General features: G+C 37.4%; 19 protein-coding genes, 1 tRNA gene and 1 pseudogene. 7 read left to right on the top strand and 14 right to left on the bottom strand.

The window, feature by feature from the left end:
• Positions 1 to 235: 235 nt before the first annotated feature.
• Positions 236 to 695, bottom strand: a pseudogene (locus PYW34_RS03135) (DUF4809 family protein).
• Between the two features lie 329 nt (positions 696 to 1,024).
• Between PYW34_RS03135 and PYW34_RS03130 the strand changes: the two are divergent.
• Both PYW34_RS03130 and PYW34_RS03125 read left to right on the top strand, forming a co-directional pair.
• On the top strand, positions 1,025 to 2,665 hold the full coding sequence (locus PYW34_RS03130) for a malolactic enzyme (RefSeq protein ID WP_002334102.1): 1,641 nt from the start codon (positions 1,025 to 1,027) through the stop codon (positions 2,663 to 2,665).
• A gap of 153 nt (positions 2,666 to 2,818) precedes the next feature.
• Positions 2,819 to 4,141 (top strand): 2-hydroxycarboxylate transporter family protein, encoded by a 1,323-nt coding sequence (locus PYW34_RS03125; protein ID WP_002301062.1) that lies wholly within the window; start codon positions 2,819 to 2,821, stop codon positions 4,139 to 4,141.
• 67 nt (positions 4,142 to 4,208) lie between these two features.
• On the opposite strand, the gene PYW34_RS03120 is transcribed toward PYW34_RS03125, so the two are convergent.
• The 7 genes from PYW34_RS03120 to PYW34_RS03090 form a co-directional block, all read right to left on the bottom strand.
• The gene (locus PYW34_RS03120) at positions 4,209 to 4,643 is read right to left on the bottom strand and encodes a GNAT family N-acetyltransferase (RefSeq protein ID WP_002306155.1); all 435 of its coding nucleotides are present in this window, start codon (positions 4,641 to 4,643) and stop codon (positions 4,209 to 4,211) included.
• Between the two features lie 64 nt (positions 4,644 to 4,707).
• On the bottom strand, positions 4,708 to 5,544 hold the full coding sequence (locus PYW34_RS03115) for a sulfite exporter TauE/SafE family protein (protein ID WP_002325086.1): 837 nt from the start codon (positions 5,542 to 5,544) through the stop codon (positions 4,708 to 4,710).
• Between the two features lie 700 nt (positions 5,545 to 6,244).
• Positions 6,245 to 6,550 (bottom strand): DUF1292 domain-containing protein, encoded by a 306-nt coding sequence (locus PYW34_RS03110; RefSeq protein WP_002290887.1) that lies wholly within the window; start codon positions 6,548 to 6,550, stop codon positions 6,245 to 6,247.
• Between the two features lie 24 nt (positions 6,551 to 6,574).
• Positions 6,575 to 7,006: a Holliday junction resolvase RuvX gene (gene ruvX, locus PYW34_RS03105; protein ID WP_002296503.1), complete on the bottom strand. Its 432-nt coding sequence runs from the start codon at positions 7,004 to 7,006 to the stop codon at positions 6,575 to 6,577.
• A complete protein-coding gene (locus tag PYW34_RS03100) occupies positions 7,003 to 7,269 on the bottom strand; it encodes an IreB family regulatory phosphoprotein (protein ID WP_002290885.1) in 267 nt (88 codons plus the stop codon). Before PYW34_RS03100 ends, ruvX begins: the two co-directional genes overlap by 4 nt.
• Before the next feature lie 254 nt (positions 7,270 to 7,523).
• Positions 7,524 to 8,249 (bottom strand): DNA/RNA non-specific endonuclease, encoded by a 726-nt coding sequence (locus PYW34_RS03095; RefSeq protein WP_002334451.1) that lies wholly within the window; start codon positions 8,247 to 8,249, stop codon positions 7,524 to 7,526.
• A gap of 360 nt (positions 8,250 to 8,609) precedes the next feature.
• Positions 8,610 to 8,680, bottom strand: a tRNA-Gly gene (locus tag PYW34_RS03090).
• Positions 8,681 to 8,796: 116 nt separating this feature from the next.
• Here PYW34_RS03090 and PYW34_RS03085 point away from each other — a divergent pair.
• Together PYW34_RS03085 and PYW34_RS03080 are read left to right on the top strand one after the other, a co-directional pair.
• Positions 8,797 to 9,549 (top strand): threonine/serine exporter family protein, encoded by a 753-nt coding sequence (locus tag PYW34_RS03085; RefSeq protein ID WP_002289867.1) that lies wholly within the window; start codon positions 8,797 to 8,799, stop codon positions 9,547 to 9,549.
• Positions 9,550 to 9,564: 15 nt separating this feature from the next.
• A complete protein-coding gene (locus tag PYW34_RS03080; RefSeq protein WP_002289868.1) occupies positions 9,565 to 10,044 on the top strand; it encodes a threonine/serine exporter family protein in 480 nt (159 codons plus the stop codon).
• A gap of 250 nt (positions 10,045 to 10,294) precedes the next feature.
• On the opposite strand, the gene PYW34_RS03075 is transcribed toward PYW34_RS03080, so the two are convergent.
• The 5 genes from PYW34_RS03075 to PYW34_RS03055 form a co-directional block, all read right to left on the bottom strand.
• Complete coding sequence (locus PYW34_RS03075) at positions 10,295 to 11,875, bottom strand: hypothetical protein (protein WP_002323596.1); 1,581 nt, start codon at positions 11,873 to 11,875, stop codon at positions 10,295 to 10,297.
• Positions 11,868 to 12,611 (bottom strand): ABC transporter ATP-binding protein, encoded by a 744-nt coding sequence (locus PYW34_RS03070; RefSeq protein WP_002287741.1) that lies wholly within the window; start codon positions 12,609 to 12,611, stop codon positions 11,868 to 11,870. The genes PYW34_RS03075 and PYW34_RS03070 overlap by 8 nt, the downstream gene beginning before the upstream one ends.
• 175 nt (positions 12,612 to 12,786) lie before the next feature.
• Positions 12,787 to 13,563 carry a LytR/AlgR family response regulator transcription factor gene (locus tag PYW34_RS03065; protein WP_002325087.1) on the bottom strand — a complete coding sequence of 259 codons (777 nt, stop codon included), beginning with the start codon at positions 13,561 to 13,563 and terminating at the stop codon, positions 12,787 to 12,789.
• Between the two features lie 247 nt (positions 13,564 to 13,810).
• Positions 13,811 to 14,647, bottom strand: coding sequence for a TIGR03943 family putative permease subunit (locus PYW34_RS03060; RefSeq protein WP_002287743.1), 837 nt, complete (start codon positions 14,645 to 14,647; stop codon positions 13,811 to 13,813).
• A gap of 10 nt (positions 14,648 to 14,657) precedes the next feature.
• Positions 14,658 to 15,587, bottom strand: coding sequence for a permease (locus tag PYW34_RS03055; protein ID WP_002287744.1), 930 nt, complete (start codon positions 15,585 to 15,587; stop codon positions 14,658 to 14,660).
• 192 nt (positions 15,588 to 15,779) lie between these two features.
• Here PYW34_RS03055 and PYW34_RS03050 point away from each other — a divergent pair, with 192 nt between their 5' ends.
• Entirely contained in the window at positions 15,780 to 16,133 is a 354-nt protein-coding gene (locus PYW34_RS03050; RefSeq protein ID WP_002323593.1) for a thioredoxin family protein, read from the top strand.
• A 73-nt stretch (positions 16,134 to 16,206) separates the two neighbouring features.
• Here PYW34_RS03050 and PYW34_RS03045 read toward each other — a convergent pair whose 3' ends face one another.
• A complete protein-coding gene (locus PYW34_RS03045; RefSeq protein ID WP_002287746.1) occupies positions 16,207 to 16,863 on the bottom strand; it encodes a redox-sensing transcriptional repressor Rex in 657 nt (218 codons plus the stop codon).
• A 225-nt stretch (positions 16,864 to 17,088) separates the two neighbouring features.
• Between PYW34_RS03045 and PYW34_RS03040 the strand changes: the two genes are divergently transcribed.
• Complete coding sequence (locus PYW34_RS03040) at positions 17,089 to 19,023, top strand: ABC-F family ATP-binding cassette domain-containing protein (protein WP_002323592.1); 1,935 nt, start codon at positions 17,089 to 17,091, stop codon at positions 19,021 to 19,023.
• 193 nt (positions 19,024 to 19,216) lie between these two features.
• A complete protein-coding gene (locus tag PYW34_RS03035; protein ID WP_002323591.1) occupies positions 19,217 to 20,830 on the top strand; it encodes an FAD-dependent oxidoreductase in 1,614 nt (537 codons plus the stop codon).
• Positions 20,831 to 21,411: the final 581 nt, after the last annotated feature.

The following is a 21,411-nucleotide window of genomic DNA, read 5'->3' as shown; positions in this document are numbered from 1 at the left end:
AATAAAAATAGATAAAAAACCGATGGGACTCTGACAAAATTCGTGTCAAAGTCCCTTTTTTTGAATAAACGGTGTTCAAAAGCCATTTTCTCGGTATTAAGCCCAACCAAACGAAAAATAGGAGGAGCTATTTTTGTTTGGCTGTTCTTATTACTTGATGCAGGGCAGCTTTTTCACGACCTCTGATTCACGGTGTTTCTTTTTCATCAACATTTTTACGAAATACTGTGGAAGACTATTGAAATAAGTGTGGATTGTTTCTTTGTGTTTCAATCGTTTCTTGCCATTCTTCATTTAATTTTGGATTACCGTTTTCTTCCTTGAACTCATAAGGTCCTAATTCAAAAAGCCCAGACAGTATTTGATTCACGATTTCATATAGTTCAGTGTGATCAGACACATGATTCTTGAAGATCATCTCATTATCACCACGTTTGAACCTCACATTCGGGCTCTCATGATGAACCTCTATGCATTTTTCTCCTTTTTTTAACTGACGGACTTCTGAAAACATCTCATAAATATCTTCTCCAGTAAAACCTTCAGCAAGCGCCAGACTGTCCACAAGACCGCCTACTGTCAGTTCAGAGATTATTGCTTGATTGGAATGTATAGCTTGTCGCTTCTACTACGCCACATGCATTGCAACCGCCTTCTGATAGTTCGCTTTTTCTAATCAATTGAACTTCTTTCATTTTCTCTTCCTCCTCTTAATTTTCTACTTATGTATTTTTATCACCTGACATAGGTGACTCCTATCAACGCTATCATGTGCTTTTTTCCTCAGAAATCCTATTTATCCATTCCATCTATCCCTTATTCTTCTACTTTTCTTTCTCTAGCATATAAGAGATACGCATAGTATTCAAGCAAGGATTGTCGATATAAAAAGAACAAATACTGCTATTTTGATTTCTTTTGGCTATATTACATATAAATAAAATTTATCATACCTGCTCTTTTTGACTATATCATCATCTGACTTCTATACTTCGTTTGTATTAAAACTTAGGAGGAATCATTCATGCTTACAGGGTTAAACTTATTAAATAATCCTTTTCTAAATAAAGGAACAGCTTTTACAAAAGAAGAACGGGCAAAATATGGAATCACTGGTATGCTTCCAAGTACTGTCCAGACACTGGAACAACAATCTGTTCAAGCTTATGGTCAATACTTAAGCAAACAAACAGATTTGGAAAAACGTATCTTCTTAATGAATCTATTCAATACGAATCGGACATTGTTTTATAAATTGATGGGCGAACATTTAGTTGAATTCATGCCTGTCGTTTATGATCCTGTCGTCGCGGATTCAATCGAACAATACAACGAAATTTTCTTGAAACCGCAAGATGCTGCATTTCTTTCAATCAACGAACCAGAAAACATCAAAGCAAGTTTGAAGAACGCGGCAGATGGACGAGACATTCGTTTGATTGTTGTGACTGATGCAGAAGGAATCTTAGGTATGGGCGACTGGGGTGTGAACGGTGTTGACATCGCTATCGGCAAATTGATGGTCTATACTGCTGCTGCTGGTATTAATCCAGCACAAGTTTTGCCTGTATCGATCGACGCTGGTACTAATAATGAAGAATTATTGAATAATCCCTTATACTTAGGCAATCGTCATGCTCGTGTAGAAGGCGAAACTTACTATGAATTCATCGATCAATTCGTTCAATCAGCTACCGAATTATTCCCAGAATTGTTATTGCATTGGGAAGATTTTGGACGAGGAAATGCTGCAGCGATCTTAGAAAAATACGAAGATCAAATCACTACTTTCAACGACGATATCCAAGGTACAGGAATTGTTGTCCTAGCAGGTGTATTAGGCGGATTGAATATATCCGGTGAACAATTGAAAGACCAAATAATTTTGACATTTGGTGCTGGTACTGCTGGTGTGGGTATCGCAAACATCCTTTTAGATGAAATGATCCGTCAAGGTGTACCTGAAGAAGAAGCACGCCAACATTTCTATCAAGTAGATAAACAAGGTTTATTGTTTGAAGATACAGAAGGATTGACTCCTGGTCAAATCCCATTCGCTCGCAAACGCTCAGAATTCATTAATGCTGATGAATTGACAAACTTAGAAGCAGTTGTAAAAGCGATTCATCCGACAATCATGATTGGTACTTCTACCCAACCTGGAGCATTCACTGAAGAAATCGTGAAAGAAATGGCTGCTCATACACCACGTCCGATCATCATGCCTTTGTCTAATCCAACAAAATTGGCAGAAGCAAAAGCAAAAGATTTAATAGAATGGACGGACGGAAAAGCATTAGTTGGAACAGGTATCCCTGCTGCTGATGTTGAATATAATGGTGTAACTTACCAAATCGGTCAAGCAAATAATGCTTTGATGTACCCAGGTTTAGGACTTGGTTTGATTGCTTCAACAGCTACACGAGTAAATGCTGAAATCATTTCTCAAGCTAGTCGAGCATTAGGCGGAATCGTTGATGTAACAAAACCAGGAGCAGCTATCTTGCCTCCAGTAGCAAAAATCACTGAATTTTCTCAAACGATTGCTGAAACTGTCGCAAAATCAGTTGTCGCACAAAACTTGAATCGTGAAGAAATCACGGATATCAAAGAAGCAGTTGAATCTGCTAAATGGGTTCCTGAATATAAATCTTTAGAAGATTAAGATCGTTATAGTAAAAGAACATACAGAAACTTTGTATGACGTCTAAAAAGAAAAAAGCGACTGCGGCAAAACAGCGGCCAGCCAACTCCTGCTCTTTTGCCGCTTTTCTTTGGCTTTTTTCATATGATACAGAATAAGAAAGGATCTGTAAAAATGGCACAAAAAACAACAACTGCAACTGCAGTTGAGGAAAAGAAAAAAGAAGGTTTTTGGTCCACAAAAATCACCGGCGTAAGTTTGCCACTTTATTTGATCATGGTCCTTGTCCTGATCATTGCAATGGCTTTAGGGAAATTACCGACGAATATGATTGGACCAATCGCAGTTTTGGTTATTTTCGGTAATTTATTTCATTTTATCGGGACAAAAATCCCTATCGTCAAAAGTTATTTGGGTGGTGGTTCCGTTTTTGCGATCTTCGCTTCTGCTGCGATTGCTACATTTGGGATCTTACCTGAATATGTAGTGAAATCCACAGAAAACTTTGTCAGCAATATGGGCTTTTTGGACTTTTATATTGCTGCCTTGATTACTGGTAGCATCCTTGGTATGAACCGTAATCTATTGATGAAAGCTTCTGTTCGTTTTATTCCCGTTGCACTTATTTCAATGGTCGTCTCCTTTTTTGCCGTAGGACTCGTGGGCATGCTTATCGGAAATGGTTTTGCAAATTCCGTTTTATACATCTCATTACCTGCGATGGCTGGTGGTGTTGGAGCCGGAGCCGTTCCTTTATCAACGATTTATGCAAATGTTTTAGGTACGGATGCTTCTTCTATCATTTCCCGCCTGATTCCTGCTACAGCAATGACAAATGTCTTAGCTATCATCGGTGCAGCATTAGTTGCTCGTGCTGGACAATCAATGCCAAAATTCAACGGCAATGGTAAATTAATGGAAAAAGGCGATCTTGGCGATGGAAAACCTCGAACTGTGAAACCTTCCATTCCACAGTTAGGTGTTGGTTTGATGGTATCATTGACTTTCTTCATCTTAGGACAAATTGGTAACTATTTTGTTCCTAAAGTCCATGCATACGCATTTATGATTATTATCGTTGTCATCTGTAAAATCGCCAACCTATTACCAGAATATTATGAAGATGCAGCTATCATGTTCAATAACTTGATTGTCAAAAACTTGACAGCAGCTGTTCTTGCCGGTATCGGTATTGCGTTGCTGAATCTGAATGTATTAGCTTCTGCTTTGACATGGCAATTTGTTGTCTTATGTCTGACAAGTGTTATCGCGATTTCAGTTGTTTCAGGATTTGTCGGTCGTTTGTTTGGTTTATATCCAATTGAATCAACTATTACTGCTGGCTTATGCAACAACTCGATGGGCGGAACAGGAAATGTAGCCGTCTTATCTGCAGCTAATCGGATGGAACTTATTGCTTTTGCTCAAATGGGCAATCGACTTGGTGGTGCCATCGTTTTGATCATCTCTGGTTTCTTGATGCAATTACTTTCTTAGTCAAAAAAACAAAAATACCTGATCATCAAGTATCCGCTTGATGATCGGGTATTTTTTTGATAAAGATTTACAGGATTTTCAAAAATCTTTTTTGCATTTTATCGGAATGATAACCGATGTGTTCATAAAATTGGTGTGCTTCTACTCTGTATTCTGCAGAATTAAGCCTTATTGCCGTTATTCCTCGTTTTTTCGCTTCTTCTTCTACGCCAGTCATCAAAGCCTTTCCGATGCCTCTTTTTTCAGCATATTTAGACACAGCAAGTGCCATAATATTGAACATTGGATCGCTAAAAATCGATTCATAGGACTCCGCTTGTACATAGCCAGCTGCTTTTTTAGAAGTAGGATCTTCATAAACCAAGAAAAAATTTTTCTCTGGCTCCTTCAGCAGTTTCTTCATTTGTCTCACCGTAACGGTTAATGGTATATCATACCCTAATTGATCCGCATTGATTTCACGTAGTGCTTCTGCATCTTCTAAACGCATTTCCCGTAACATCCAAATCACCAGCCAATTTCTGATTTTTTAAAATGAATTTTTTTATCATAGTATACTTTTTTTTTCATTTAGAACAATATGTTTCAGTGATTTTGACTTGCGTTAGTCTAGATTCTCCTAATGTTTGTAAGATGACAAAGGCATTGTAACAATTGACCAAAAGAACCACGAGGACAATTACTTGAAAAATAAAGGTCACTTTTTTTGGAGACAAAATCCTGCTAAATTTTGCTCCCCACAAACCTCCAATAACAGCAGCGGGGATAATATAAAACAACATAGATAAATCAAAGCGCATAAAGCCACTTGTTAAAGCAATCGTTACCAATTTAGCCAGTTGAGAAAAGAAAATCGTAGATAGAGAATACAGCGTTGCTTCTTTTATTGGCAAAGCAAACATCAGCATCAGTAATGAAACATTGATGGGTCCACCACCGATACCTAAAAAGCTAGCTAAAAAGCCCAAGATCCCCCCACATATAAGATACCAAATCCATGACGTTAGATGAAATTTTGGCTGATGATGCTTGGTGTAGAAGAACGCAAAAACCAAGGTCAATACCGTCAAGAAAATTTGGATCAGCTGCACATGCTTTTCATTTTCAAACAACCGTAAAAAAACTTCGAATACAATGTTACCGGCTATTCCTCCAACTACAGCTCCACCAGATACCCAACCGACAATCTGCCAATTCAGCGATTTCCCACTTGATACTTGTCGCACTGTCGAAACAATAGACATCGTGAATACCGCAACCGTTGAGTAAAAAGAAATACCTGCAATAGAATGGGCACCGATAAGATCAAGAATCGGTTTGATCAACACGCCTCCGCCCATGCCGGAAATAGCGCCAACTGTATTTGCCAGAACGATCACCACAAAATAAATCAGACCAATCATATCATCTTGTATATCCTTTCTCTTATTTATATCTTTTAGCGATTTTTACTCTTTGCTTATATTATACAGTAAAAGAAACGAACGAGGCTTCGAAAGCTTTTCTACTTTTTAAGGAAATGTAGTACTAAACGAAAAGAGGTTGTGAAAAAGCTGTCCTGCATCAAGTAATAAGAACAGCCAAACAAAAATAGCTCCTCCTATTTTTCGTTTGGTTGAACTTATTACCGCAGATGCAAGCTTTTGAACACCGTTTAAGAAAGAGGTCGTGAGCCTGCCGTTCAGCTCCGAGTCACAAGGAACAATTTCAAAAAACAGCTTCTCATGTTTGTTGAATATTGTGACTTGTGACCGAGGAGTTGGCAGGAGAACACCGTTTAAGGAAGAGGTCGTGAGCCTGCCGTTCAGCTTTGAGTCACAAGGAACAATTTCAAAAAACAGCTTCTCATGTTTGTTGAATATTGTGACTTGTGACCGAGGAGTTGGCAGGAGAACACCGTTTAAGGAAGAGACTGTGAAGTCAACGTTTTGACCTGATTATTAGAGAAACAAATGGCAAAATAGTTCTTCATATTTCGCCGTTTTTCGAGCGAATGCCGAGGGGCAGCTGATTGAACATCGTTTATTTGGAAAAAGGGATTGTGACAAGACGTTTGTCACAATCCCTTTTTTTATATCTTATTAATTAATTCATTCTTTTGTTCTATTCTTCTTCTTCCGCCATGAATGTATTGAATACTTCTTCAATCATGTCCCATTCTGCGTCTGTTTCGATTTGTTCTAACTCGCCTTCTGTTCCATCTTCGTTTTCGATGTATGCATAAGCTTGTAATTCTACATCTTCATCTTCTGAAACACCAGCAGGATATAAAAGAACATAGTTACGTCCAAATTCTTCTTGTCCGTCAACTGTTAGTAGGATTTCATATAATGTTTCATTTCCTTGGTCATCCACCAATGTGATGTGTTCGTGTCCTTCATGGTCGTGGGAATGGTTATGTTCTGTCATAAGATTACCTCTTTTCTTTTATTATTAAAATAATTGCTTACCTGAGCCGTCTAAATAATTTTGTAAGATCATCACAGCTGCTAATTTATCGATGACTTTTTTTCGTTTGGCTCTTGAAGTATTTGCCTGCTCTACTAGCATACGTTCTGCCTGAACAGTGGTTAATCGTTCATCTTGATAATCAACTGGCAAGGAGAATAGTTCTTTGATCTTTTCTCCGTATGACATGGAAGCCTCTGCCCTTGGTCCGATGGAATTGTTCATATTTTTAGGTAATCCAACTACAAACCGGTCTACTTCATATTGTGCTACTAATTCCTTCAACCGATCAAAGCCAAACTCTTCTTCTGCTTCATTGATCCGAATGATCTCTACTCCTTGAGCTGTCCAGCCAAAGGGGTCACTGATAGCAACACCTACTGTCTTAGAACCGACATCCAAGCCCATTACTCTCATAAATTCACTCCATGATTTGAGAGGTAGTCCTTGACAATTACTTCCATGATCTCATCGCGTTCGTGACGGCGAATCAAATTTCGAGCATCACGATAACGAGGAATGTAGGCCGGGTCTCCAGAAAGCAAGTAGCCGACAATCTGATTGATTGGATTGTAGCCTTTTTCTTCCAAAGCCCGATAAACAATCGCTAATGTTTCGCTCACTTCTTTTTTGCGACTATCGTCAAAACCAAAACGTACGGTTTCATCTGTAAAACCCATGATTCTACACCTCTTTCCCGCAAGGTAATTCCAGCTTACCTTCTACAACCTTATTTTACTCGAAGAAAGGGAAAACTACAAACAAATATTCCAAACTTCCGAATAAATTAAGAAACACTATTTGTATGTTTTTTTCCTTTTTTCTGTAGTTTTATCAAAAGTACTCTTTTCATAAAGTATACGCTATATTTCTTTGAATGTATGTTTTTACACAATTTTTTCATAATATTCATAAAAAATTCGAATAGCTGCTACTAATTTTTTGTTTTTGTTGCTTGTCCTGTCTCATAATTGATCGTGTAGCCATCTTGAACATTGTAGATAAAGACATTGAATTCAATTTTTTTGTCTTCAATGCTTTCTGCTTCCAATTGCACTCCCCTGGCTACCAGTTCATCCCCCTCAAAATGAGGAGTGACACGGTAGCGTACATGATGATTTGTTTCTTTGATATATGCCGCAATATCATTTTCGTGAGCAAGCATGTATGGAGCATTCAACGAACGTGTCCCTGTCATCAAGTTTTTAATGTTGTTATTTTGACCAGTCAGCTGGAAACCAATTAAATGGCTGCGATTATATAACCATTGCCCGTCACTTAATTTCTTTTGTTTCCAACCTGTCGGGTCAATATACAAAGGCTCTCTCTTTTCAGTAGGGAACAAATCTTTTCCAAGCATAGCATTGGCTTGTCCTACTCTGTTCAATTTATCAATATTTGAATAGCTTTCCCATGTCTCTTTGGAAAGGCTAAGATCCTCTTTTGTAAATTCCGGCTGATTCCCATTGATTTCTATTTCTTGATGTTTTCCATCATATTCTGGCACATCCGCTACTTGAGAAGCTTGTGGTGTGGAATCAAAAATAGTTGTAATCTGCTGAAAGATATCTGAATCTTTTTGTGTGGTGGAAACACCGAATGCCCCTGCAATCACAGCAGCGACGATCCCCACGATCGCCTTGGTTGTTTTTTTGCTCATTTCTTTACTCCTTTACTAACAGCTCCCTAAATCTTAACATATGTTCCCCTATAAATAAATACTAGAAAGAAATAGAAACAGCAAAAAATAAAACCTGTTTTAAGATGGCTTAAAAATACAAAAAAGAGACGGATTCCTCGTCTCTAATCAGTCACCACTCTATCTGTAAGGTATTTATTATTATTCAAAAATTTTCTTCATACTCAAGACAATACACTGATTTCAAAACCGCTTGGTAAACGGTGCGCAAAAGCTTGCATCTGCGGTAATAAGTCCATCCAAGTTAAAAACATAAGAAGTTGTTTTTGCTTGGCTGTTCTTATTACTTGTTGCAGAGCAGCTTTTTCACAACCTATTTTAAGCGGGTGACGGGAATCGAACCCGCGACATCAGCTTGGGAAGCTGGGATTTTACCACTAAACTACACCCGCAATACAAAAACAGTATACGCCTCTTTTATTCCTTCCTCAAGTTTTTTTATTCTTTACGCTTCTGGTATGTTTTGTAGTAAAATAAAACTAATCAATCAATTATTGGAGAAGATGCTATGACGGGAAAAGAATTAGATCTGTTGCTGGACACTTGTTTACTCGCTGGGAAAATCATGATGGAAAGCAATGCGGAGATGTATCGGGTAGAAGATACGATGAGTCGAATTGCTTTAGCTTCTGGAAATTTCCGTTTGGTCAGCTATGTCACTCAAACCGGTCTCTTTATTGGTCTTGATCGTACCTCGACCATCCGAATGGAACAAATTACCAACCGTTCGATTAATTTAGAAAAAGTAGTAAAAGTAAATGATCTTTCACGTAAATATGTTGCTTCAGAGCTAACATTAGAAGAACTTTACTGCGAACTGCAAGCAATCGACCGAGACCGTTCTTTCTTTCCTGTCTGGTTGCAAATCGTTAGCGCGGCAGTGATCAGTGGAACAATTATGGTGTTATTTGGCGGAAAGATGACCGATTTACCTGTAACTTTAGTCATTGGAGGATTGGGATACGCAGCTTATCTATATAGTTTGAAATTTTTTAGAATCAAATTTTTATCGGAATTTTTATCTTCTTTATTGATTGGCATAGCCGCTATCTACAGCGTACGTTTTGGCTTAGGAAGCAATCAGGATCTAATCATTATCGGATGTGTGATGCCTTTAGTTCCTGGAGTTCAAATTACGAACGCTATCCGTGATTTGCTAGCTGGACATTATGTCTCAGGAGTTTCTCGCGGAACAGAAGCGATGATGACCGCTACGATGATCGGTTTTGCGATTGCTTTTATTTTCCAGCTTTTTTATTAGGAAAGGAACACAAGTATGGGGACGATATTTATTCAGTTTTCTTTTAGTTTTTTAGCGACTGCGGCATTTGCCGTTATTACAAATGTACCTAGGCGTTCATTGATTTGTTGTGGTCTTTCTGGTGCTTTTGGCTGGATGATCTACTGGATCTGTGTTCAAATAGGCGGATCTGCTGCTTTTGGTTCATTGCTTGGTTCTTTAGGAGTAGCATTCATCAGCGATCTTTTCTCTAAACGTTTGAAAATGCCCGTAACGATTTTCAATATTCCCGGGATGGTTCCTCTAGTCCCTGGTGGTTTAGCTTATCAAGCGGTTCGGAATCTCGTTACTGAATCCTATCGAGAAGCGGCTCATTATGCGGTCCAAGCAATTATGATTGCTGGAGCAATCGCTTTAGGTCTTGTATTATCAGAAGTCTTTAACCATAACATCCGTAATTTCAAAGTAAAGCGTGACGCAATCATGATGAAACGAAAAAAACGGCTTTTTAAATAAACGAAGTGTAACAAAGAAAAGGTTGTGAAAGAGACGTTCAGCCTTGAGCGATGACAAAATATCTCACAAACATTGCGACAAGTAACCGCAGGAGCAATAAGAAGTAATTATGAGTATTAAAAAAAGTTTTGTAAAAATAGCTTCTCACATTTTTACATAAAATTGACTTAATACTGAGAAACTGACTTTTGAACACCCTCTATCTGTAAAAAAGGGGCTGCGACATGATTTTTGTCACGGCCCCTCTTCTTTATTCAAATTTTTTCCAAAACGTTCGTTGATAATAAACGATCCATAGAGCGGAAAGTATTAGAACTAAACCGATCACAGGAATATTCACTAACCAAAATGGATAAAACAAAGCCAACATTCCGTATAAGACGATAAGAATAATACTGATGATCAATGAACCCATCATAGTTGCGACTAAACCCAAACTTCCTGAACCTCTGTTAAATAATTGGTTAATATTGGTCCAGTTCAGCAGCAGCAACCGATAATCTCTAGCGAAATAACGTAGTGACAATAAGTAGCAACCGAATAAAGAACCAAATAGCAAGCTAGGGATAAAAAACAAAGGCAGCTGAAAAGACAGTCCGCTTAATAATGCGATCCCACCAGTTAAAAAACTCTGCAATATCCATCCGAATCTGAACTTTTCTTTTAAATATTGGTTCATAGAGATTGGCAAAGAACGGATAAACAGAAAATTTTCTTGATCCAAAGAAATAAGATTACTGATAAAAGAAGTCTGATTAACTGTTAAGAAAGCCAATGCGATCCCTACCAGGAAAACAACACCGATTAACTTATTATCTAAATCAGTTAATTTTATTTCGCCTCCTAGGGCAAAAGCAAGAATAAAAATGATTGGAGTTAACAAGGAAGAAGAAAGAACTTGCATAATCAAATTAGGTTCTTTTACTAATTGAGCATTGTAACTAAATAAAAGCTGATGCACATTTTGGTTCTTTTTATGGGTTCTTTTTATTTTGAACTCACTGTTTGAATCAGTCAGTTGCTCTGTAAGCTTTGGTACTATCAGCTGTTTTACAGCAAGGAAAAATCCCAGAGCCGTGATAGCTAGTATTCCCCAACCCAATAAACCTTGTTGAGAAAGTGGCTGACTGGCAGCATCATAGAATGGCAATAATATCGAAATCGGATGCCGATCTGTTAACTCATTTTCAATAGTCCCCGTTTGATGATTCATCCACATGATTCCAGCAAATGCGATCAGCATCGAGCTGCCAAGCAAGATACTAGAAACTGTTTTTCTATGTTTTTTAAACACTGCTGTTCGAGCCAAACCAAAAACAATCAAACTAGCCAGACAAAAAAGAATAATCAAAAATAGAGAAAACAAAAGGATTGAGATAATGATAGTAAGCAAAATCCCTAGATCAGCTCGCCATCCGGTTAAAATAAACATGACTAGAAGCGGAAAAACAAAAGGGATGATGGTCAAAGCAACTACCAAAATCTTTGCTGAAAAAACCTGTCCTTGTCCAAAAGGCAGAGGCAAAAATACTTGCAGGTCATTTCCTTCAAAAAAGATATTATAAATGACTGATATACTTTGAGTTAAACCTAACATACCAAAAAGTGCCACGTAATAAGTAAAGAAACCTGGCAATTTAACAAAGTTCATAGCAAACATAGCAAATCCGTAAATCAGTAAAAAAATCAGCCCTGAAAAAAGATTTTGAGACAAAAGATAGATAGTTAATCGCTTTCCCTTTTTTCCTTTCTCTCTTGCTTTATTCGTGAGCTGTGGATTAACATATAAAAGATTAACTCGAATTAATTCTAATAATTGTCGCTTATACATACGGTCCATCTCCTGTCGCTTGCCTTCCAGCCATTTTCAAATAAATCTTTTCTAGCGTTTCATCAGGTGAGCCATTCAATAATTCACTAACTGCCCCCTGATAAATCAATTCACCTTTCTTCAAAATAGCCAGTTTATCGCATAACTGTTGTGCGGTATCCAATACATGTGTAGAAAAAATGACTGTTTTTCCTTTTGCGGCATGAGCCTTCATCATTTCTTTCAAATCAAATGCTGCTTGAGGATCAAGTCCTTGCAAAGGTTCATCCAATACCCAAATATCTGGATCTGGCAGCAACGTGCCGATCAAAATCGTTTTTTGACGCATTCCATGTGAAAAACTTGCGATTGTTTCATTTTGATGACTATACATATCAAAAAGCGCTGTCAATTCTGCTAAACGCTTTTCTTTTTTTTGTGTGTCTAATTCATAGGCAGCTGAAATCAAGTCCCAATATTCTCCAGCCGTCAATTGTAAAAAAATATCTGGGGAATCAGGCACATAACCGATTTTTTGTTTGATACTCAAGCGATTTTCCGTCAATTTCATTCCATCTACTAAAATCGTTCCCGATGATGGTTCAATAATACTAACTAAACTTTTAATCGTAGTTGATTTTCCGGCACCATTATGTCCTAAAAATCCAAAAATTTCCCCTTGTCTTATCGAGAGAGACAAGTCTTTTAATGCTTGTTTTTTCCCGTAACTTTTACTTACATTGATGAATTCAATCATTTCTGTACTCCTTTTGTTTGTTATTACTTTTTATTGTACCCTTCGTTATTGGTGGAGTAAATGTCAAAAAGAGTGCATAACAAAAAAGGATAGAAACGACTAGGCTGCTACTTGGGTTGTTCTCTTCTACAGGAAAACACTCTTCTAACAGGTAAGATATGAGTCTTTGTTTTCTTTAAAATGATTCATTTTCTATCTTTTCTTGCATAAAATTCTTTAATTTATCAATACTTCTCTTTCCCATCTCTAGTTGTTCTCCATTTGCAAATGTTACTATTTCGTTTACTCTGCTAATAGATGTGATGTTTTCAGTATTAATGATATAAGCTTTTAAATCTTTACATAAATACTCATATTCGAGTGATTTTTTATATTTTTTAATTGTGCCGTTTACGAGAATCTCTTCATCTTTCAATACTAGGCCTATTTTATTTTTATAACCTGGCATGCTCATTAGATAAAGGATTTCATCGTAATGGACATAGTGATCGCTATTACCATAACGGACAGTTGTCCACCTTTTTTTCGTAGCATGTTGAACAGGATAGTTTTCTTTTTCTTTCAATAAGTAACTTTGGATGCTTTTTTTATTTTTTTCATAAGTGAATTCTTTTATCAAATAACCACTAGGCGTAATCTTTCGATTAATAACAGTTATTGCTTTATTCGGATGAGACGTTAGATAAACAATTTTACACTTTTCATTCTTTTCTCTAAGCATTTCGCCTAGTTCGATACCGCTATAATAGGCGTTCAAATCGATGTCTAGGAAAAAAATATCTGAGGAATAGATTTCATTATTTTTAATGAATTCAACAAATTGTATAACGTTCAATCCCTGAACGATCTCAAATTTCCAAGGACTTAATAAAATTCTGGATTCTTCCAAAATTTCTACTAGCATTTTTTCAAAAACCAAACTATCATCCAAAATAAATATACGCGTTACCATAAAAAGTACCTCCACTCGATATTTTACTATCAAAATCATTTCATACAACTTTTCAACATACATGTTAGGAATAAATTGTAATTCTCTTCACAATCTTTTCCAACACCTTTGAAACCGATATCAAATACTTTCAGGATGCTGCTTCTAAAATAAATATCAAACAAATGAATACATCATGCAAAAAAAGCCAGACAACCGACGTCCTTGCGTGTCAGCTGTCTGAGCTATGTTTATTTATTTTGTTCTTTTAAAAAGAACGATACACATACTGATTTTTCGGAGCAGAGACTTTCTCAGCGTTTGTAACAACTACAGATGGGATTTCACGCTTGAATGGTTGATAATAGTCTGATTGGATGGTTCCTTCTATTTTATACCATTCATCATTTTTAACCGTTACTCCTTCCGGCATATGCGTCAACAAACCAAAGACTCCTGAATCTGCCACACAATGGATAATGCCGAATCGGAACAAGAAGATATCTGTATTGCTATCGTTCGGTGTTTGGTAAACAAATCCTTCATAGCTGATTTTTTTGCCAATGAATTCGCTAGGGTAATTATAAATTAGCTCCATAACTTCTAAATAGTTTTCATCTGTGATCTTGATAGTTTGCTTATCCCCATACTTTTCTTTCAACTCATTCATTTGGTCTAAGTAGTCTGATTTGTTGAAATAAATACTGGTATCCGGCTTTAAGTATTGTGTCTGCATCTCCGGATCCCCTACTGATTCTTTACTTACTGGGAAATTAAATCCTTTGGCTTCTACGATCGTAGTGTCGAGACTAACTGTTGGAAACAACGTCCCCACGATTACTGGCAAAGCTAGCAGTACATAAGCGATTCCACGTTGATAAGGTTTTGACAACCCATGGTCATGATCGTGCTCGTGTGCCTTTTCCTCTGCTTTTCCGTTTTTGACCCACAAATACAGCTGAACTAAAGCCAAAAGAGCAGATAAAATCATTGAAAGAATAGCTAAGTAGCGATAATGGACATTGATATATTGATCGAGTTTGCCAGAAACTTGCAAGTACATCATCAATTCGAAATACCCAGATAAAATCAAAAACCGCAGCATATTTTTCCTCCTAAATAAATAATGTGAATCCAATAACGCTAAGGGCAATCAGTCCGATCAGCGATAAAATAAAGCGTCCTGTAAAATATCGTTTCATCATCAGTAGATTTTTGATATCGACCATTGGGCCAAAGACCAAAAAGGCAGCTACAGGTGCTGTGCCGAACAGACTTAACAAAGAAGATCCTATAAACGCATCTGCTTCTGAGCAAAGAGACATCGTAAAGGCCAATAACAGCATGATGATAATGGCTAAAATCTTTGTTGAGCCGAGCGTTAGCATAATTCTAGTTGGTAAATAAGTCTGCATCGCAGCTGCGATTAATCCGCCAATGATCAAATAACGACCTGTATCAAAAAATTCGTCGATTGAATGTGTCAACACATGCCCAGTTTGATGGATCAGCTGATTTTTTGGTTCATTCTTCTCACTTTGTTCTTCTTCATGGACATGATGATGGTGATTTTCTGCTACTTTAGACGTGATTTTTTCTTTCAATACAGCGTCTTTTTGAAAATAGGCAAGCCAGACACCAATCACAAGGGCAACAAAAAAGCTGCCTATCACCCGCCAGCTTGCCATCTGCCAAGAATTGCCAAATGCGATAAAAGTGGAAAAAATCACGATTGGATTGATGATCGGAGCAGTCAGCATAAAAGCAAACGCTGTGTGAACTGGTACGCCTTTTTTAACAAATTGATGAACGATCGGTACGATGCCGCATTCACATGAAGGAAAGAAAAATCCTAAGATCGAACCAGTAAAAATAGAGAATATACGATTTTCAGGAAGCCATCTCTTCACACGTTCTGGGGTCAAAAATACTTGTAAGGCGCCTGAGATAAGACAGCCTAATAATACGAAAGGTAATGCTTCAATAACGATCGATAAGAAAATCGTACTCATCTGCAAAACCGAATTTGGAATAAAAGAAAACATGAGTTTCCTCCTTTTTATTTCTAGTTCATTCGCTTTGCAAATATACGCTTTTATTCAAAAAAAAACAAGTTGCTCTGTAAATTTTTACACAACTCTTATTTTTTACCAAAGCACTTCAATTGACTTTTTCTGTTATTCCCATTAAATTAAGGTCTCATACATATCACTTCTATCACAAAAGGGAGAATAAAAATGAAACAAACCACTAACTTGACTGAAGTTCAAGACATACTGCAACAATCATCCGTTGTCGTCGTTTATCTTTCGATGCCTAATTGCAGTGTTTGTCACGCTGTTCGTCCACGACTAGAAGAACTGCTCACACATTATGATATTCCGGCACTTCATTTGGATGCATTTGAAACACCAGAAGTAGCTAGTAAATTTGAAGTGCTGACTGCGCCAGTTGTCCTGATTTTTCATCAAGGAAAAGAAGTCTTTCGGCAAGCACGGTTCATCGACTTTAAAAAAATCCGTTATCTACTAGATGAACTGACAGCAGAAGATGATTCCCTTTCTTATGAAGAAATCTTCCGAACAAAATAATCGTTGTCCAAACAGAAAAAAGCGATTGAACAAGTGAAAGTTTTGCCTTCATTTGTTCAATCGCTTTTTATTTTTATTCTGCTGTATTTTCGGAATGCGCATTTGCGTCAGAATGCAAGAAATAGATCAAGGTTTGCAATTCATTCGTCAAATCAACATTTTGGATCAATACATCTGACGGAGCATTCAATCGAGCAGCGGTAAAGTTCAAGATTCCTTTGATTCCTGCTTCCGTTAACTGATTGACTACTTCTTGTGCTCTTTCAGCGGGTATCGTTAAAATTGCTACTTCGATTTGTTGGATCTTGATTTGTTCTGACATATCTTCCATTGGATAAACGGGGATACCGTCTACGATGCGCCCAACGATTTCCTCATTCACATCAAAAGCACAACTGATACGTATGCTATTACTTTGATGGAATTTGTATTTTAGTAAAGCACTTCCCAAGTTCCCTACACCGATCAGCGCAACATTTGTCAATTGATCGTCGTTTAATGTCTTTGCAAAAAAGTGCATAAGATCTTCTACATCATAACCATACCCACGTTTTCCTAATTCGCCAAAATAAGAAAAATCTCGACGGATCGTTGCACTATCTACTTGAACGGCTTCACTTAATTCAGTTGAAGACACTTTTTTCTTTCCAGCATTATTTAAAATCCTTAAATAGCGATAATACAAAGGCAGTCTTTTAGCTGTCGCCTTTGGAATAATATGATCTTTCACGAAATGACCTCCACGTATTGTCTAATTACATCTTTGATTTCTCCATCATAGCAGTATTTATAGGAAAAAATCAATTCCATTGCTCAGATATTGTGAAATTTTATTCTTTATTCATTTATTTATCATTTCTGCAAATCTCGCAGTATAATGGAATTTATGGTAGACTACTAATTGAAAAATAGTTTTTTATTTGAGGAGAATTCACAAAGTAGAAAAGAGGATTCCATGATATTATTACAAGCCAATCAGATTGCTCGCCATTTTGGTGCAGAAGTCTTATTTGAAAACATACATTTAGAAATCAGTACAGGCGCTCGTGTCGCTTTAGTTGGTAGAAATGGCGCTGGAAAATCGACTTTATTGAAGATCATTGCTGGAATTGAAGCACCTGATGAAGGAAAGATCGCTAAAAATAAAACAGCGACTCTCGGATACCTCGCTCAGGACACAGGACTTGATTCCAATGAAACAGTTTGGAACGAGATGCTGAAAGCTTTTGAACAAGTTAGACAAATGGAAGAGCGGATGCGCGAGCTAGAGATTTTCATTAGCGAAGGTACGCCAGACACACCTGCATATACTTCTTATTTAAAAGAATACGACCGGCTGCAACACGATTTTTCAGATCGAAACGGCTATGGTTATGAAAATGAAATTCGTTCCGTATTGCATGGGTTTAAATTCGATTCTTCATTTTATGATCAGAAAATCGATACTTTATCAGGCGGACAGCGCACTCGTTTAGCTTTAGCTCGCATGCTTTTGCAACACCCTGACATTTTGATTCTAGATGAACCAACGAACCATTTAGATATCGAGACGCTTTCCTGGCTTGAGAATTATCTGCAAAGCTATACTGGTGCATTATTGATTGTTTCCCATGACCGTTATTTTTTAGATAAAGTAGTCAATGAAGTCTATGAATTAAGCAGAAGAAAAATGCGCCATTACAAAGGTAACTATTCGAAATATCTAGATTTGAAAGCAGAACAGCTAGCAAGTGAATGGAAGGCTTATGAAAAGCAGCAAACAGAAATCCATAAATTAGAAGACTTCGTTGCTCGGAACCTTGTTCGCGCCTCTACCACAAAACGAGCGCAAAGCCGCAGAAAGACATTAGAAAAAATGGACCGGCTGGATCGTCCTCAAGGGGATGAAAAACAAGCAAACTTTCTATTCAGTATAGAAAAGCCTTCTGGAAATGTAGTCTTGCAAATCGAAGATGCCGCTATCGGATATGATAATGTCACCTTATCTGAACCAATCAATCTAGATATCCGTCGTCAAGAAGCGATTGCTCTAGTAGGTCCGAATGGTATCGGGAAATCGACATTGCTGAAATCAATCATTCACCAGATCCCTTTTATCCGTGGAAAAGAAACGCTAGGGACAAATGTCACCATCGGCTATTACGATCAAGGTCAAGCTGATCTGCATACAAACAAGACGATCCTAGCAGAATTGTGGGATGAGCATCCTACCACTCCAGAAAAAGAGATTCGAAGTGCTTTAGGTGCTTTCTTATTTTCTGGCGAAGATGTAGAAAAACCAATCCCTCTGCTAAGTGGCGGTGAAAAAGCACGGGTTGCTTTAGCCAAGTTAGCGATGAACAAAGAAAACTTTTTGATTTTGGATGAACCAACAAACCATTTAGATATTGACAACAAAGAAGTATTAGAAAATGCATTGATCGATTATGACGGCACACTGCTTTTTGTTTCCCATGACCGATATTTCATCAATCGGATCGCGACAAAAGTCGTCGAACTCTCTGAAAATGGCAGCAAAGTCTATCTAGGAGACTATGATTATTATTTAGAGAAAAAGCAGGAAGAAGAAGAAATCGCCGAATTGTTGGCACAAGATGAGCCAGAATCTGCTCCTGCTCCCACGAACAAATCTGATTATTACCAAAGCAAAGAACAGCAAAAGCTTATCCGTAGCCTTCAACGAAAAATTACTCAGGTTGAAGAAGAAATGGCGCGGATCGATGAATGGATCGATCAGTTGGAACAAGAAATGGTCGCGCCAGAAAACCTGGAAGATCACGTAAAACTCAATGAGCTGAACCAAGATTTAGAAGCTGCTAGACAAGATCAAGAAACAAAATTGACGGAATGGGAAGAACTAAGCTTGGAATTAGAAGAATACGAGAATTAAAAGCCAATGGAAAGAGGTTGTGACAGCACTGTTGTCATAGCCTCTTTCTTTTTTATGCAGAAACATAGCGAAACCTTTCTCTTTTTCTTACTATTTTTCTCTACTGACAAAATAAACAATAATTTTCCGGCACAATTATTTGCTGTTTTTTACCATAACATAGTACGATCAACGTAGAAAAGGAGATGTTTTTATGAAAGTTGTTGTCATTGGCGGTGTAGCTGGCGGTCCTTCATTTGCCACTCGTTTCCGTCGATTGAATGAAGCGCACGAAATCATTATCTATGAACGCGGAGAAAATATTTCTTATGCAAGTTGTGCTTTGCCTTATTATTTAGGAGGTGTGATCACTGACCGTGACTCGCTGATCGAACGTACACCAGAAATATTGAAAACAAAAAACAACATCGATGTCTTTACTAAACACGAAGTAACAGCAATCGATCCTTCTACTAAGCGATTAACAGTTAAAGACCTATCCACAAATGAAGAAACAAAAACAGATTACGATAAGTTGATCATCTCTTCTGGTGCTAGACCAGATTATCCGGATATTCCCGGAGTTTTTGAAGCAGAAAACGGCTTTGTCCTCCGTAGTGTGACGGATGCGGATCGAATCAAATCGTTCCTTGAAGAAAAAAATCCACAACATGTCGTCATTCTTGGTGCAGGTGTTATGGGTCTGGAATTAGCTGAGAATTTCAAGCATCGCGGCTTAGACGTGACTTTAATCGATCAATTGCCACAAGTCGCTTTCCCTTATGATCCAGAAATTGCTGATTTAGTTTATGACAAATTGCTGAAAGAAGGATTAGCCGTTCATTTAGAAACAAGAGTTACTGAGATCCGTGATAAAGGTCGAGAAATAGTATTATCAGATGGCTCCGTCCTTTCTGCTGATATGCTAATTTTTGCTGTTGGTGTTTCTCCGAATAATGAAGTGGTGAAAGCAACCGGCATACAATTATCAGATACAGGCCAGATCATTGTTGATGACCAGTTACAAACCAATCTGCCGGACATCTATGCGATTGGCGATATTATCGAAACGACTAGTGTAGTGACTGGTCAGCCGATCCAAAGTATGCTTTCCAGTGCGGCCAATCGTCAAGGACATATGTTGGCAGATATTTTAAATGGTACGCCTATGCGCTATCGCGGATATATTGGTGCAGGTGTCGCAAAAATCTTTGATCATACAGCAAGTTATGCGGGAATGACAGAACATGCATTAAAAGCATCAGGCATAACAAATTATAAAACTGTTTTTATCACTCCTTTTGACCATGCCTATTTCTATCCAGAAGCTACAAGATTAAATCTAAAGCTGATTTTTGATGCAGATAGCGGTCGTATTTTAGGTGGACAAGCATTTGGAGAAAAAGGTGTCGATAAACGGATGGGAGAACTTTCTGTAGCGATCACCGGAAACTTGACAGTCTTTGATTTGCCTGATTTGGAGTTGCCTTACTCTCCACCGTATTCTACTACCCGTGACCCGTTGAATATAGCTGGTTATGTCGCAATCAATCAAATGACGAATATCGTAGAAACGATCAAAGCAAGTGATATACCCGAAAACGATTTGAAAGAAGCGTTCTTTTTAGATATACGTGAACCTAATAAAGCACCTTCTGGCAGTATCTCGGCAACAAAAAATATTCCAATGAATGAGTTACGAGATCGAATCAATGAAATCCCAAAAGATAAAAAAGTTTACATTACTTTCAGAAGAGGATTGAATACTTATACTTCTGCCCGAATCTTGGCAGGTTTGGGTATCAAAGCGATTTTGATTGAAGAATAAAAAAACGACCGCGGTGGGTAGCCGCGGTCTAGGAGTTATTTTTACTTGAGGAGTAAAAATGAAAAAGTATATAGGGTTGTTGGTTGGTATGTATATAGAATAGAAGATAAATGTGAAGAAATTGTGCATTATTTCTTCACATTTATTAGGTTATAGTTTAAGAAAGTTTAAACATTGCGCAATTTAATTATTTTAGCTGTTTCTTTTCATAAAAAAACATGTTGTGACTCTGAGACAAATCATAGTCCATAGTGATGTCTCTAGAGTAACTACGCCTAATATTACGAGGCATAATATTAATTCATCAGCACTAGTACCTAAACTAGCATCCCTTTCGAATATTTTTTCTTATATAATAAAGTTTGCTTTCACTCCTCTAATCTCACCAAATCGACTGGCTTGCGTTGTGTGATACTAGGAACTGATTTGTTTAGAACGACTTTTCTATTGTAATCATATTTTTCGCCATCCTCGTTGTCTTCTAATCCTTCAATGAATGATCCCTAATGTGTGTATTAAGTAATTTAATTTTTTTGTTCCTATTTATTTAACAAATAAATAATATAAAAGGTAAATAAAAA

Origin of the sequence: Enterococcus faecium (assembly GCF_029023785.1) — a bacterium.
GTDB classification, from domain to species: Bacteria; Bacillota; Bacilli; order Lactobacillales; family Enterococcaceae; genus Enterococcus_B; species Enterococcus_B faecium.
This window is presented reverse-complemented; position numbering and strand designations above follow the sequence as displayed.

Bases quoted from the DNA above. Each gene is read 5' to 3' on its own strand.
- PYW34_RS03130 (WP_002334102.1), top strand. From the start codon at position 1,025: ATGCTTACAGGGTTAAACTTATTAAATAATCCTTTTCTAAATAAAGGA.
- PYW34_RS03125 (WP_002301062.1), top strand. From the start codon at position 2,819: ATGGCACAAAAAACAACAACTGCAACTGCAGTTGAGGAAAAGAAAAAA.
- PYW34_RS03120 (WP_002306155.1), bottom strand. From the start codon at position 4,643: ATGTTACGGGAAATGCGTTTAGAAGATGCAGAAGCACTACGTGAAATC.
- PYW34_RS03115 (WP_002325086.1), bottom strand. From the start codon at position 5,544: ATGATTGGTCTGATTTATTTTGTGGTGATCGTTCTGGCAAATACAGTT.
- PYW34_RS03110 (WP_002290887.1), bottom strand. From the start codon at position 6,550: ATGACAGAACATAACCATTCCCACGACCATGAAGGACACGAACACATC.
- ruvX (WP_002296503.1), bottom strand. From the start codon at position 7,006: ATGAGAGTAATGGGCTTGGATGTCGGTTCTAAGACAGTAGGTGTTGCT.
- PYW34_RS03100 (WP_002290885.1), bottom strand. From the start codon at position 7,269: ATGGGTTTTACAGATGAAACCGTACGTTTTGGTTTTGACGATAGTCGC.
- PYW34_RS03095 (WP_002334451.1), bottom strand. From the start codon at position 8,249: ATGAGCAAAAAAACAACCAAGGCGATCGTGGGGATCGTCGCTGCTGTG.
- PYW34_RS03085 (WP_002289867.1), top strand. From the start codon at position 8,797: ATGACGGGAAAAGAATTAGATCTGTTGCTGGACACTTGTTTACTCGCT.
- PYW34_RS03080 (WP_002289868.1), top strand. From the start codon at position 9,565: ATGGGGACGATATTTATTCAGTTTTCTTTTAGTTTTTTAGCGACTGCG.
- PYW34_RS03075 (WP_002323596.1), bottom strand. From the start codon at position 11,875: ATGTATAAGCGACAATTATTAGAATTAATTCGAGTTAATCTTTTATAT.
- PYW34_RS03070 (WP_002287741.1), bottom strand. From the start codon at position 12,611: ATGATTGAATTCATCAATGTAAGTAAAAGTTACGGGAAAAAACAAGCA.
- PYW34_RS03065 (WP_002325087.1), bottom strand. From the start codon at position 13,563: ATGGTAACGCGTATATTTATTTTGGATGATAGTTTGGTTTTTGAAAAA.
- PYW34_RS03060 (WP_002287743.1), bottom strand. From the start codon at position 14,647: ATGCTGCGGTTTTTGATTTTATCTGGGTATTTCGAATTGATGATGTAC.
- PYW34_RS03055 (WP_002287744.1), bottom strand. From the start codon at position 15,587: ATGTTTTCTTTTATTCCAAATTCGGTTTTGCAGATGAGTACGATTTTC.
- PYW34_RS03050 (WP_002323593.1), top strand. From the start codon at position 15,780: ATGAAACAAACCACTAACTTGACTGAAGTTCAAGACATACTGCAACAA.
- PYW34_RS03040 (WP_002323592.1), top strand. From the start codon at position 17,089: ATGATATTATTACAAGCCAATCAGATTGCTCGCCATTTTGGTGCAGAA.
- PYW34_RS03035 (WP_002323591.1), top strand. From the start codon at position 19,217: ATGAAAGTTGTTGTCATTGGCGGTGTAGCTGGCGGTCCTTCATTTGCC.